The 13,027-nt window shown below is 64.8% G+C and carries 10 protein-coding genes; 3 read left to right on the top strand and 7 right to left on the bottom strand.

What is annotated here, in order from left to right; genetic code table 11:
- From accB to cutA, 6 genes are all read right to left on the bottom strand, one after another.
- Positions 1–462 carry an acetyl-CoA carboxylase biotin carboxyl carrier protein gene (accB, locus tag B0E50_RS04840; protein WP_077440065.1) on the bottom strand — a complete coding sequence of 154 codons (462 nt, stop codon included), beginning with the start codon at positions 460–462 and terminating at the stop codon, positions 1–3.
- Positions 463–536: 74 nt separating this feature from the next.
- The gene (aroQ, locus tag B0E50_RS04835; RefSeq protein WP_077440276.1) at positions 537–995 is read right to left on the bottom strand and encodes a type II 3-dehydroquinate dehydratase; all 459 of its coding nucleotides are present in this window, start codon (positions 993–995) and stop codon (positions 537–539) included.
- A gap of 142 nt (positions 996–1,137) precedes the next feature.
- A complete protein-coding gene (locus B0E50_RS04830) occupies positions 1,138–1,683 on the bottom strand; it encodes a TlpA disulfide reductase family protein (protein ID WP_077440064.1) in 546 nt (181 codons plus the stop codon).
- The gene (locus B0E50_RS04825; RefSeq protein WP_077440063.1) at positions 1,683–3,890 is read right to left on the bottom strand and encodes a protein-disulfide reductase DsbD; all 2,208 of its coding nucleotides are present in this window, start codon (positions 3,888–3,890) and stop codon (positions 1,683–1,685) included. Before B0E50_RS04825 ends, B0E50_RS04830 begins: the two co-directional genes overlap by 1 nt.
- A 98-nt stretch (positions 3,891–3,988) precedes the next feature.
- The gene (locus B0E50_RS04820) at positions 3,989–4,900 is read right to left on the bottom strand and encodes a DMT family transporter (RefSeq protein ID WP_077440062.1); all 912 of its coding nucleotides are present in this window, start codon (positions 4,898–4,900) and stop codon (positions 3,989–3,991) included.
- A 121-nt stretch (positions 4,901–5,021) separates the two neighbouring features.
- Positions 5,022–5,345 (bottom strand): divalent-cation tolerance protein CutA, encoded by a 324-nt coding sequence (cutA, locus tag B0E50_RS04815; protein ID WP_077440061.1) that lies wholly within the window; start codon positions 5,343–5,345, stop codon positions 5,022–5,024.
- Between the two features lie 307 nt (positions 5,346–5,652).
- On the opposite strand from cutA, the gene B0E50_RS04810 reads away from it, so the two are divergent.
- Positions 5,653–5,946 (top strand): co-chaperone GroES, encoded by a 294-nt coding sequence (locus tag B0E50_RS04810; RefSeq protein ID WP_077440060.1) that lies wholly within the window; start codon positions 5,653–5,655, stop codon positions 5,944–5,946.
- Positions 5,947–6,082: 136 nt separating this feature from the next.
- Positions 6,083–7,735, top strand: coding sequence for a chaperonin GroEL (groL, locus tag B0E50_RS04805; RefSeq protein WP_077440059.1), 1,653 nt, complete (start codon positions 6,083–6,085; stop codon positions 7,733–7,735).
- Between the two features lie 136 nt (positions 7,736–7,871).
- Here the strand turns inward: groL and B0E50_RS04800 are convergent, their stop codons facing one another.
- Positions 7,872–9,767, bottom strand: a complete 1,896-nt coding sequence (locus tag B0E50_RS04800) for an LTA synthase family protein (RefSeq protein WP_077440058.1) — start codon at positions 9,765–9,767, stop codon at positions 7,872–7,874.
- A 215-nt stretch (positions 9,768–9,982) separates the two neighbouring features.
- Between B0E50_RS04800 and glnE the strand changes: the two genes are divergently transcribed.
- The gene (gene glnE / locus B0E50_RS04795) at positions 9,983–12,844 is read left to right on the top strand and encodes a bifunctional [glutamate--ammonia ligase]-adenylyl-L-tyrosine phosphorylase/[glutamate--ammonia-ligase] adenylyltransferase (RefSeq protein ID WP_077440057.1); all 2,862 of its coding nucleotides are present in this window, start codon (positions 9,983–9,985) and stop codon (positions 12,842–12,844) included.
- Positions 12,845–13,027 lie beyond the last annotated feature (183 nt).

The following is a 13,027-nucleotide window of genomic DNA, read 5'->3' as shown; positions in this document are numbered from 1 at the left end:
TCAGGCAATCACGAACATGGGTTCGTCGAATTCCACCGGCTGGCCGTTCTCGACCAGGATCGCCTGCACGGTGCCGGCCACGTCGGCCTCGATCTGGTTGAACATCTTCATCGCCTCGATGATGCCAAGCGTCTCGCCGGCCTTGACCTGCTGGCCGACCTTGACGAAGGCCGGGGTGCCCGGCGTGGCCGAGGCGTAGAACGTACCGACCATGGGTGCCTTGACCACATGTCCGGCCGGCAGCGCATCGGCAGCTGGAGCCTCGGCGACGGTTGCCACCGGTATGGTGGCCGCGATCGGAGCAGGTGCGGCAGCCACGGCCACCGGTGCGGCGGCGACCGGCGCGGTGTTCTTGGGTACCCGTGACAGGCGGACGACTTCCTCGCCCTCCTTGATCTCCAGTTCGGCGAGGTTCGATTCCTCGAGCAGGTCGATCAGTTTCTTGATTTTGCGCAAATCCATCGGATCAGCCTTTTAAGTCATGCCACCACAGGTGGTCGGAAGGGAATGGGGTTGGCCTGGTGGCCCGATTCATTTCATGCCGCGCCGGGCACGGGCGCCTGCAATCGCTGGATCGCCGCTTCCAGTGCCAGCCGGTAGCTGTTGCCGCCAAAGCCGCAGATCACGCCGATCGCCATGTCCGAGAGATACGAGTGATGACGGAACGATTCGCGCGCGAACACATTGGACAGATGCACTTCGATGAACGGGATCGCCACCGAGGCCAGCGCATCGCGCAGGGCGATGCTGGTGTGGGTGAATGCGCCGGCATTGATCAGGATCATCGTCGTCTGGTCGTCGCGGCCCTGGTGGATGCGACCGATCAGCTCATGCTCGGCGTTGGACTGGAACCAGGCCAGCTCGTGTCCTGTCGCCTGTGCACGCGCGGCCAGCTGCTGGTTGATGTCCGTCAGTGTCTCGTGGCCGTAGATCTGCGGCTCGCGTACACCCAACAGATTGAGGTTGGGTCCGTGCAGGACCAGGATTTTCGCCACGAGGCCGTCCACATTGCGTCCGGAGCACCCGGAACCCGGCGCAGTGTGCGCGCAGTCGGGGATGTTGTCCAGTTCACTGCAGATCGGCGATGTTTGACGGAGAAGCGCAACTATCCGTGCGGAAGCGTATGTCGAGACTTGATCAGGGCTCATCGTGGCCGAGCGTCAGCCAGTGTTCCAGCTGTGCCGTCGACAGGGCGCCCGCATTGGCAGCGAGAATGCGCCCATCACCGTCGATCAGGACGCTATATGGCAGCACTTCGCGGGCATCACCCAGTTGCAACGTGGTACTTGGCGAGCTCAGGCGACCCAGCAAGATCGGGTAATTCACCGGATGCATGGCCAGAAAGGCGCGAATCCGCTCAGGTTCATCCATGGCGATGCCGACGACGATCGGACCATGTTCGCCGAACTTTGCCTGGGCTTGATTCAGCGCCGGCATCTCGTCCAGGCACGGACCGCACCAGCTGGCCCAGAAATTCAGCAGCACGCGGTGACCACGGTAGTCGCTCAATCGGTGCGGCTGGCCGTCGAGATCGGGCAAGGTGAGGGCGGGAACCAGCTGACCGAGCATGGCCGAGTCCATGGCCGTCACGCTCTGCTGCTGATGGCGGTGTTGTGCATAGCCACCGATCGCCGCGGCCAGAACGGCCAGGCCGAGAATCAGCCCGTTGGCCCGGTCCAGCATCAGCGTGCCGCTTCCGTCAGCGCCTGTTCGACCAGCGAGGAGGTCAGCACGGTCGACAACTGGTTGCCCGCGCCGCCATTTTTCGGGAACACCACATACAGCGGTACGCCGGGTGAGTGGTATTGCTGCAGGAAGGCGCTTATGGTCGGGTTGACGTCGGTCCAGTCGCCTTTCATGTAAACCGCGCCGGTGCGCTGGAGCAGGTCGCGGAAGGCCTGGGTATCGAGCACGGTGTGCTCGTTCGCCTTGCAGGTGACGCACCAGTCGGCGGTCATGTCGACGAACACCGGGGTGCCGGCGGCACGCAGCGCGGCGAGTTTTTCCGGGCTGTAGGCCACCACGCCTTCCTCGGTGACAACGGTGGCCGACGGTGGTGATACATGGGCGAGCAGGTATATCGGCACCAGCGTGGCGACCGCCAGCACTGCGACCGCGAGCTTGCTGGTCGCTCCGCGTGAGCGGCTGCGTTCGAACCACCACAGTGTCATCGCCAGCAGCACGGCGGCGACCAGCAGCAGACCCACGGCATCGGCGCCGCGCTGCTTGGCCAGTACCCAGACCAGCCACACAGCCGTCAGATACATCGGGAAGGCCAGTACCTGTTTCAGGGTTTCCATCCAGCGTCCGGGCCGCGGCAGCAGGCGTGTCAGCGCCGGCACGAAACCTACGGCCAGGAACGGCAGCGCCAGCCCGAGGCCGAGCGCCAGGAACACCAGCAGTGCGGCCAGCATCGGTGCGGTGAACGCATAGGCCAGCGCACTGCCCATGAACGGCGCCGTGCATGGACTGGCCACCACCACCGCCAGCACGCCGGTGAAGAAGTCGCCGGCTGGCCCGGAACGGCTGGCCAGGCTGGCGCCGGTATTGCCCAGCGAGGCACCGAACTGCACCACGCCCGACATCGACAGGCCCACCGCCAGCATGATCAGCGCCAGCGCGGCCACCACCATCGGCTGTTGCAGTTGCGAGCCCCAGCCAAGTACCTGTCCGGCCGAGCGCAGGGCGAGGATGCCCAGCCCCAGCGCGGCGAAACTGCACAGCACGCCGGCGGTATAGAACAGCGCATGGCGACGCGCGGTGGTGCGACTTTCGCCGCTCTCCAGCACGCTCACCGCCTTGATCGACAGCACCGGCAGCACGCACGGCATCAGGTTCAGCACCAGGCCGCCACCGAGCGCGAGCAGCAGCGCGGCGATCAGGCTGATCTGCGCGGCCGATGCAGTGACACTGGCCGGTGGCAATTCCGGTGTGGTCTCCGTGACCTGTCCGGTGGCGGCAACGCTAGTGCCGAGATCGACATTCACCGCACGTGTCATCAGTGGATAGCACAGGCCACCGTCCTGGCAGCCCTGGAAACTGGCCTCAAGCGACAGCTGCTTTCGGCCAGCGGGATCACCTTCGACCGTCACCGGTAACTCGACCTGGTCGAAATACACGGTGACATCGCCGTAATGAGCGTCGTGATGCGCGGTGCCAACTGGCCATGTCGGCGTCAGGCTAAGCCCGCCGGCATCCTTGAGCTTCAGCGAGGTCTGGTCGCGATACAGGTAGTAGCCCTTCGGCATTGCCCAGCGCAGCAACAGCTGGTGCGGGTTATGCGCCAGCGCCTCGAAACGGAACGCCTGTTCGGCCGGCAAAGGTGCACTGTCCATCCCGGTTGTCGTGCTGTTCGTATGGCTGCCGAGTTGGCTGAGTGCTGCGCCGAGCGGATTGCCGGAGGCGGGTGCGGCCGTCTCGCCGAGGTTCGCCGGCACTGGCAAAGGCAGATCCAGTTGCTCGGTATGCGGTGGATAGCAGATCTTCGGATCGACCTCGTGGCAGCCCTGGTATTGCACGCTCAGCTTCAGTCGTGTGGTACCCGTGGTCACGGTGTAGGGCACGGTGGCATCGACGCTGTGGTGGTACGTCTCGACCGGTCCCAGGTACGGGTCGACATGCTTCTCGCCGTCCGGCAGCTGCGCTTCGCCAAGCGTTACTCCGTCGCCGGCCTTGAACTTCATGCGGCCGCGATAGAGGTAATAGTCCGGTGCAATCGTCCAGTGCAGCTTCAGCACGCCCGGCATGGTGGCTTCAGCCGTCAGCTTGTACGCCTCGGTGACCGGCAGCAGGTCGGCCGTGTCCTGCGCAAGAGCTGTCTGCGCACCCGCCAGCAGGGCTAGCAGGAGCGACAACAGCGCGGCCCGGTGGCCGTGGAAAATCGAGCGCATTGCAACTCCGCGTTCTGGATCGTGTTTCGACGTGAAAGCGGATTATGGCCCAGCTTTGGACCGGCGCCCGGATATGCGGCATTAGAGCCTGTTTACGATCAGGCCTTTTCGACCTGATCGAGAGGAGCGGCGACGTTCGCCCCGAAACGCAGCATGCCGGTGGTCAGCGCCACGCCGAGCAGGATCACCACGCAGCCGCCGGCCATGGCGACGGTGACCGTCTCGCCAAGGAACAGCGCGCCCCACAGCACGCCGAATACCGGAATCAGGTACAGCACGGCCATCGAGCGGGTCGAGCCGATACGCGCCATCAGTCGGTAGAACAGCACGTAAGCGAGTGAAGTGCAGGCTGCGGCGAGGCCGAACATGGCGAACCAGGCTTGCGCCGTCGGCGCTTTCGCCGGCCATAGCCAGACGGTGAAGGGCAGCAGCAGGAGCGCGGAGGCGAACTGGCTGCCGATTGCCACGGTCATCGGTGTCACCACCTGCAGGCGGCGATGGCTGTAATGGGCGCCGAAGGTGTAGCAGAGATTGGCGCCGACACAGGCGGCCATCGCCCAGCCAACCGAACTGCCGCCATGCCCGAAACCCAGGCTGCCGCCGATCAGCCATACCACGCCGGCCAAACCGATCAGCAAGCCGCTGGCGCGTGGAAGGTCGAGCTGTTCGCCCAGCCACAGCCAGCCGGAGGCCGCCACCAGCAACGGCGCGATCGCGTCGAAGATGGCCGAGAGGCCGGCCGGCAGGCTTTGCGCGGCGTAGGAGAACAGGATGAATGGCAGCGCCGAGTTGGCGATGCCGACGATGAGCACCGATCGCCAGTGCGTGCGCAGCTCGGCCAGGCGCTCACGCGAGTTCAGCAAGGGGATGGAGCAGATGGCCGCGCCAATGGCGCGCATACCGGCCAGCGCCATGCCTCCGAACTGGTTGGCACCCATGCGCATGAACAGGAACGAGGCGCCCCACAAGGCGCCAAGCAGCAACAGGGCGGCGGCGTCGGACTTTTTCATGGCATCGGCTTGAAGGTGGCGGAGTGCTCAGGCTAATCGCGTGCACTGACAGGATCTGTCAGCAGTCTTGCCCGACGCTTTCTGCATGAGCTGGTCATCAAGTGTGCGGGGCGGCGCCGTGTCAGCTGCCGACGGCTTGCCGTACCCAGTCCAGATAGGCGGTGTGACCGAACTTCGCCGGTACGGCGATCAGCTCCGGCAGCTCGTAGGGATGCAGTTCCAGCAGACGGGCTTTCAGCGCGTCGAAGCGCCCCGCAGCGGTCTTGATCAGCAGCAGTTCCTCGCTATCGGTGGTTACCGTGCCTTGCCAGCGATAGGTGGAGCTGATCCCGGGCAGACGGCTGACGCAGGCGGCCAGCCGCTCGTTGACCAGCGCTTCGGCGATCGCCTGTGCGCTGGCTGCATCGGGACAGCTGCAGTAACAAAGCAGGACGATGTCGGGCATGCCTTCAGCCTAGCGTGCACCGTGTAGGAGCGCACCCTGTGCGCGATGCTTTTGCTGGTAGCTGGAGAAAGGGCATCGCGCACAGGGTGCGCTCCTACCTCATCCCGGCGATTTGTGGGGCTGTGAGCCAATAGCCCTTGAAACCCGTCCCTACCCACCCAATTAGCTGTCCATCCCTGGTTCAAATGTTCTTGCAGCGGCGTTCCATACCCGTAAAATTGGCACTCATTTACTCCGAGTGCTAACAAGACTGCCGATCCGGGTCTTCAAAGCCTTGTCCCACCTCAATAGTCAGCTGGAGTTGTCCATGAGCACACTGCGTCCGTTGCACGATCGCGTCATCGTCAAGCGCCTGGAAGAGGAGCGCGTCTCCGCCGGCGGCATCGTCATCCCCGATAGCGCCACCGAAAAGCCCACCCGCGGCAAGGTCGTCGCCGCCGGCACCGGCCTGATCATGGCCGATGGCAAGGTGCGCCCGATGGCGCTGAAGGCCGGTGACGTCGTGCTGTTCGGCAAGTACGCCGGTCAGGAAATCAAGATCGACGGCGAAGAGCTGGTCTTCCTGAAGGAAGACGACATCGTGGCCGTGATCGAAGGCTGATTGCCTTTGGGATCGGGATTCGCGATTCGTTGAGCGCGTACATCCGCGCACGCCGACCTTCCCGGGTTCCTGATCCTTCGCGCTACCGCTGTAAAAGCAAACCCCATTCCTATTCAAATTTTTGAGGCAAAAAATTATGGCCGCTAAAGAAGTACGTTTCGGCGAAGACGCCCGCGCCCGCATGCTGAAAGGCGTGAACACCCTGGCCAACGCGGTCAAGGTCACCCTGGGCCCGAAGGGCCGCAACGTCGTGCTCGAGAAGAGCTTCGGCGCCCCGACGATCACCAAGGACGGCGTGTCTGTCGCGAAGGAGATCGAACTGGCCGACAAGTACGAGAACCTCGGCGCGCAGATCGTCAAGGAAGCCGCTTCCAAGACCTCCGACGTCGCCGGTGACGGCACCACCACCGCAACCGTGCTGGCGCAGGCGTTCATCCAGGAAGGCCTCAAGGCTGTGGCTGCGGGCATCAATCCGATGGACCTGAAGCGCGGCATCGACAAGGCCGTCACGGCTGCCGTCGGTGAGCTGAAGAAGCTCTCCAACCCGACCGCGAACGACAAGGAAATTGCCCAGGTCGGCACGATCTCGGCCAACTCCGACACCAACATCGGCGACATCATCGCCACCGCGATGAAGAAAGTCGGCAAGGAAGGCGTGATCACGGTCGAGGAAGGCTCGGGTCTCGAGAACGAGCTCGACGTCGTCGAAGGCATGCAGTTCGATCGCGGCTACCTGTCGCCGTACTTCATCAACAACCAGGCTTCGCAGCAGGTTGAGCTGGACGACCCGTACATCCTGATCCACGACAAGAAAGTGTCGAATGTGCGCGAGCTGCTGCCGGTGCTGGAAGCCGTCGCCAAGGCTGGCAAGCCGCTGCTGATCGTCGCCGAGGAAGTCGAGGGCGAGGCGCTGGCCACCCTGGTGGTCAACACCATCCGCGGCATCGTCAAGGTCGCCGCCGTCAAGGCGCCGGGCTTCGGCGATCGTCGCAAGGCGATCCTGGAAGACATCGCGGTGCTGACCAACGGTCAGGTCGTGTCCGAGGAAGTGGGCCTGTCGCTGGAAAAGACCACGATCGCCGATCTGGGTCGCGCCAAGCGCATCGTCATCACCAAGGAAAACACCACGATCATCGACGGTGCCGGTGAAGCCGAGAAGATCCAGTCGCGCATCGGCCAGATCAAGGCGCAGATCGAGGAGACCTCGTCCGACTACGATCGCGAGAAGCTGCAGGAGCGCGTGGCCAAGCTGGCCGGCGGCGTTGCGGTCATCAAGGTCGGTGCCGGCACCGAGATCGAAATGAAGGAAAAGAAGGCCCGCGTCGAAGACGCCCTGCACGCTACGCGCGCAGCCGTCGAAGAAGGCGTGGTCCCGGGCGGCGGCGTTGCGCTGATCCGCGCACTGAAGGCGGTCGAAGGCCTGAAGGGCGACAACACCGACCAGGACCTGGGCATCGCGATCACCCGCCGCGCGCTGGAAGCGCCGCTGCGTGCGATCGTGTCGAATGCTGGCGAAGAGCCGTCCGTGATCCTCAACAAGGTCAAGGAAGGCAGCGGCAACTTCGGCTACAACGCAGCCACCGGCGAGTTCGGTGACATGGTGGCGATGGGCATCCTGGACCCGACCAAGGTGACCCGTTCGGCGCTGCAGCACGCTGCGTCGGTTGCCGGCCTGGCAATCACCACCGAGGCGATCGTTGCCGAGCTGCCGAAGAAGGACGAAGGCCACAGCCATGGCGGCGGTGGCATGGGTGGCGGCATGGGTGGCATGGGCGGCATGGACTTCTAAGTCCCGCTCGTCAAGCTGCAATAAGAAACCCCGCCTCGGCGGGGTTTTCTTTTGCACGCTGTGGTAACTCGATGGCCGTATGCGTCGGCGCTGGCATTCACGCCGACCCTGGACCCGGGAGGCATCGCCCTCTTGCTTACTGAGGCAGGGCGACGGTTGTGGGTGCTTGCATCGGAATGGTGTCGTTGTGGGCGATGCCACTGGCGGGCAGCGCGGTCCCCTTCGGCAGCAGCCTGTCGAGTTTGCCGCTCATGCGCAGCTGATTCACGCTGGCCATGGCATTGTCGATTCTCTGTTGCTCACCATCCTCGGCGGGCGGTGGGGCGCCCGGGGCAGCGGTCAGGGCAGCGATTTGCGGGCCGATCACGCCGGTCAGGGCAAAGTAGGCATCGTCGTGGATGCCGGCCTGCGTCAGCAGTCGGCCCGGCAGCAGCCAGGCGGCAGTGTCCTCGTGTACCGGCTGGCTCTGGGAATGCGGGTCGACCAGCAGCCATGTACCGGCCTGGCTCAGCATGTCCCCGTCATTGACGAAACCAGTGCTGCGGTAGCTGCTGCTCAGCCCCGGCAGGTGATCACCGTAAAACAGCACCAGGCTGGGCCGTTTGCGCTGCGCGAGCCAGCTCACCAGTCGGCCGAGTTCGGCGTCGGCGTGCTGCAGGTGGTAGAGGTAGGTCTGCAGCTCCTTCTTGTCCTCGCCCGAGATGCCGTCGGGTACCGGAATGGCGTCGCGTTCGGCGGGATGGGCAGGCTCGACGTCGTACGGTCCGTGCGCCTCGATGCTGATGGCGAAGATGAATTGCGGCGGCCCGCTGTCCTTCAACTGCTGCATGATCTCGGTGGTCATTGCACTGTCGGCCATGTACTTGCCGTCCATCGCCGCGTTGGCAGGGAACGATGACTGCGACACGAAACGGTTGAAGCCCAGCGACTTGAATGCAGCCGTGCGGTTCCAGAACGACGGGTCGTTGCCATGCAGCGCGGTGGTCCCGTAGCCATGCGCGTTCAGGACGTGCACCAGGCTCGGCATGGACTTGTGGCTCATCTGCAGATAGGGGAACTGCAGGTTCTCGAAGTAGCGCAGCGACAGCCCGGTGAGCACCTCGAACTCGGTGCGGATGGTGCCGCCGCCGAAGGTCGGCACATGCAGGGCACCACTGATGCCATGGGCGGCGAGCCGGCGCAGGTTCGGCGCGAAGTTGCTGTCCTCGTAGCCGCGCATGATGGTGGGATCGAAGAACGATTCGCTCTGGATCACCACGATGTCGGGCAGGGCATCACCCGCGCCCGGGGTCTGCATCGACTGTTGCAGTGCCGTCGTCGACTGGTCGATCAATTGCGATGCCGCGGCAACATCGGGTTTGCGCTTGCCCTGGCCATACTGCAGATGAAACATCACCAGCGAGCTGATCAGGCCGGAATGGGCGCTGGTCGACGAAGCTGACCACGGTTCCAGCCAGAGCACCCGGGCGTTGTAGACATGACTCCATGCGGATTGCCCGGCCAGCATGCTGATCAGCGCCAACGCCAGCACGCCGCCGCCCAGCAATCGCTTGCCGCGGGTGCGTCGCGGGAACAGTGGTGGCTCGAAACGCCACATCGCGACGATCAGGGCCACGCCAACCAGCAGGCCCAGGTACGGCCACGGACTATGTGGCAGGTAGCCGAACAACAGATGTGCGCCGCCCTTGCGCAGCTGGCCCACCATGCGGAAGTCATCCGGCAACAGTGGGGTGCCGAGGTTCGCCACCTTGAGTGTGTTGACCGCGTACAGCAATCCTTGCAGCAGGAATGCCAGTCCGAACGACAGCAACGCCCGACGGGTGATCGCCAGCAACACGCCGGCCAGGAGCAGGCCGGGCCATGCATTGGCCAGCGGGAAGCGCGGCTGATCGAACAGTTGCGATGGTGCCACCCCTGCGCCACCATCCAGTACGCCAGTCAGCAGCACAAACGCCAGCGCCAGCAGCAAGAGCAACGTGACGCGCGTGGCCGGCACGTGCCAGCGGGATGGGTCGGTGGAATTCAATGACATGGCAGTCCTGTGCTTGCTGTCATGGTGTGGACATGAAAATGTAATCGTGCCCGGATGAACCAAGTGTTGCCAGAGAATCGACAATCCCGGGGCGTGTGGGTGGTTGGTACAACGCCGCGCCGCGCCTTTGGTGCACCGGGCGCGATGGCGCTCCACGCGGGAATCGGCACATTCCGGAGGCGGCATCCTTTGCCGCACTGCGGCACAATGCTCCGATGCCTGTCCATGAATCCGCCGCGCTGCGTGCGCTGATCGACGATCGCTATGGCGACCTTGTCGCCCGTTGTCGTGCTGCCGGTGTGCCGTTGCACGATGACGCCGGCGTTGCCGAACGGATCCGGCGGACCCTGCTGGCCAGCGACTTCGCCTTTGACGTGTGGTGCCGCCAACCGCAACTGCTGGCGCCACAGGGGCTGGAGCGATTGCGCTCCGGCAGTGATGCCGGGGCTCGCATCGACGCGCTGAAACTGCCCGGCGACGAAGCCGCCTGCATGCAGGCCCTGCGGCGCTTCCGTCATGCCGAGGCGCTGCGGCTGGTGTTCCGCGACGTCAACGGCCTGGACGAACTGCCCGAAACACTGTCGGCCACCAGCGTGTTGTACGAGGCACTGCTGGGCGTGGCGCTGGACTGGTCCGAGCACGCGCTGGCAACGCGCTACGGCCACAGCCGTACGCCCGATGGCGCGCGGCAGCGCCTGCTGGTGATCGGTTTCGGCAAACTCGGTGGCAGTGAACTGAATTTTTCCTCCGACATCGACCTGGTGCTGACCTATCCGCACGCGGGCCAGACCGATGGCGCCCGTCCGCTCGACAACAGCGAATATTTCATCCGGCTCGGTCGCCAGCTGGTGCGTCTGCTGAACGAGCCGACCGTGGACGGTATCTGTGCCCGGGTCGACCTGCGCCTGCGTCCGTTCGGCAATGCGGGACGGCTGGCGCTGTCATTCGCCGCGATGGAGCAGTACTACCAGAGCGAGGGGCGTGACTGGGAGCGCTATGCATGGATCAAGGCACGCCCGGTGGCCGGTGATACCGCTGCCGGCAAGCAGCTGCAGGAGCTGTTGCGGCCGTTCGTCTATCGCAAGTACCTCGATTACACCGCATTCGCCGGCCTGCGCGAGATGAAGGCGCTGATCGATGCGGAAGTCGTGCGCAAGGACCTGGCCGACAACCTCAAGCTCGGTCCCGGCGGTATCCGCGAGATCGAGTTCATTGTGCAGCTGACCCAGTTGATCCGCGGTGGCCGCGAACCCAGCCTGCGCGTGCGCGGCCTGTTGCCGGCGCTGACTGCGTGCGAGGCGCGCGGACACATCGGCGCCGCGCGCGCGCGCATGTTGCGTGAGGCCTATGTACTGCTGCGTCGGGTGGAGAACCGCGTGCAGATGCTGCGCGACGCGCAGACGCATGACATTCCCGACGACGCACTCAGCCGTGAGCGCATCGCGCTGAGCCTCGACTATCCGGACTGGGACACGCTGAATACCGCGCTGGCCACCCACCGCAGTATCGTCAGCGAGGAATTTGCTGCCGTACTGATGCCGCAGGGCGGTCGTGCCGCCAGCGTGCCGGCTGCTGATCAGGTGCTGTGGCAACGTGCCTGCGATGAGTCCCTCGACGCAGCTGCGCTGGAAGCCTCCGGTTTCGTGCCCGGCGCTGAACTTGCCGAGGCGTTGCTGAAGTTGCCGCAGGCCGCCGCGGTACGCGCAATGTCGGCGCGCTCGCGCGAACGGCTGGATCACCTGATGCCGCAGCTTCTCGGTGTGGCCCGCGACAGTGCCGCCGCGGTGCCATGCCTGCTGCGACTGTGCCGCCTGATGCAAGCCGTGGCGCGGCGATCCTCCTATCTGGCCCTGCTGGAGGAGCAGCCGGCCGCACGCAAGCGGCTGGTACGCCTGTTCGGCGACAGCGCGTTCCTGGCCGAACGCGTGATCGCACAGCCGTTGTTGCTGGATGACGTGCTCGATCCGCGCATCGATCATCTGCCGTTCAAGCGTGCCGACATCGCCGCCGAAATCGCCCGCGTACTGACCACACTGGACGAGCGCGAGGCCGAAGCGGAGCTCGATCGGATCAACGAGTTCAAGGCCTCCACTGCGTTCCGGCTCGGGCTGGCCTTCAACGATGGCCGTGCCGACGCGGTCGCTACTGCGCGTCGCCTTGCCGCCCTGGCCGAGTCGGTGGTGGGTGCCGTGCTGGCGCTGGCCGAGCGCGAGCTGGTCGCACAGCACGGCCGGCTGCCCGGTACGGGTTCAGGCTTTTCCGTGCTCGGTTACGGCAGCCTGGGTGGCGAGGAACTGGGTTTCGCTTCGGATCTGGATCTGGTGTTCGTCTACGACGGTCGCCGCGCACAGGCGATGAGCGATGGTCATCGACCGATCGAGGGTTCGCGCTGGTATCAGCGGCTGGCACAGCGTGTGATGAACTGGCTCACCGTGCTGACCCGCGGTGGTCGTCTGTACGAGGTCGACGCGCGACTGCGTCCGGACGGCTCCAAGGGCCTGCTGGTCAGCAGCCTCGACGCTTTCGCGGCCTACCAGAAGAGTCGTGCGTGGACATGGGAACATCAGGCGTTGCTGCGCGCGCGCCCGGTGGCCGGCGACGCGTTACTCCACCTCGAACTGGCGGAAGTACGTCGCGAAATTCTCGCGGTGCCGCGTGCGCGCGCCGCGGTGCTGGCGGAGGTGAGCAGCATGCGTTCGCGCTGGCGGGCCGAACGTGATCGTTCCGACGAACGCCAGCTCGATCTCAAGCAAGGCCACGGCGGCCTGCTCGATATCGAGTTCGCGCTGCAGGGGCTGGTGCTGGCGCACGCGTCGAAGCATCCCGGGCTGCTTGGCGCCACCGCCAATGCCGGCTTGATCGAGGCCTGCCGTGCTGCCGCATTGCTCGATGCCAGGCAGGCCGCGATCCTGACCGTGGCGCATGCCGATCTGCTGCAGCGCTCGCTCGCCTGCACACTCGACCTGCGCTCGCGCATCGCACTGCGCGATGCGGAGCTTGAGCAGTTGTGTGCCGGCGTACGCGAAGTCACCGATGCGCTGGGTTTTGCATTCGGCGCATCCGGCAGCCCGATGTAACCGGTCTCGTTGCATGAGTGCGTGGCCGCGCACCATCGAGGCAAGCCGATGGGCTGCAGGTTATTGCGTGAGGCCCTTGCATCATGAATGCTAAGGACTCAAGTGTGGCAACGCTTGTTGTCACCTTGCCGACAGGGCAAGATCGCAACAGGCCGGCGACGTCATCCAGGGGGAGGCGACCTT

The sequence above is a fragment of the Rhodanobacter sp. C01 genome (genome assembly GCF_002001045.1).
Classification (GTDB): Bacteria; Pseudomonadota; Gammaproteobacteria; order Xanthomonadales; family Rhodanobacteraceae; genus Rhodanobacter.
This window is presented reverse-complemented; position numbering and strand designations above follow the sequence as displayed.

Coding starts and splice junctions, on each gene's coding strand:
- accB (WP_077440065.1), bottom strand. CDS start 462: ATGGATTTGCGCAAAATCAAGAAACTGATCGACCTGCTCGAGGAATCG.
- B0E50_RS04830 (WP_077440064.1), bottom strand. CDS start 1,683: ATGCTGGACCGGGCCAACGGGCTGATTCTCGGCCTGGCCGTTCTGGCC.
- B0E50_RS04825 (WP_077440063.1), bottom strand. CDS start 3,890: ATGCGCTCGATTTTCCACGGCCACCGGGCCGCGCTGTTGTCGCTCCTG.
- B0E50_RS04820 (WP_077440062.1), bottom strand. CDS start 4,900: ATGAAAAAGTCCGACGCCGCCGCCCTGTTGCTGCTTGGCGCCTTGTGG.
- cutA (WP_077440061.1), bottom strand. CDS start 5,345: ATGCCCGACATCGTCCTGCTTTGTTACTGCAGCTGTCCCGATGCAGCC.
- B0E50_RS04810 (WP_077440060.1), top strand. CDS start 5,653: ATGAGCACACTGCGTCCGTTGCACGATCGCGTCATCGTCAAGCGCCTG.
- groL (WP_077440059.1), top strand. CDS start 6,083: ATGGCCGCTAAAGAAGTACGTTTCGGCGAAGACGCCCGCGCCCGCATG.
- B0E50_RS04800 (WP_077440058.1), bottom strand. CDS start 9,767: ATGTCATTGAATTCCACCGACCCATCCCGCTGGCACGTGCCGGCCACG.
- glnE (WP_077440057.1), top strand. CDS start 9,983: ATGCCTGTCCATGAATCCGCCGCGCTGCGTGCGCTGATCGACGATCGC.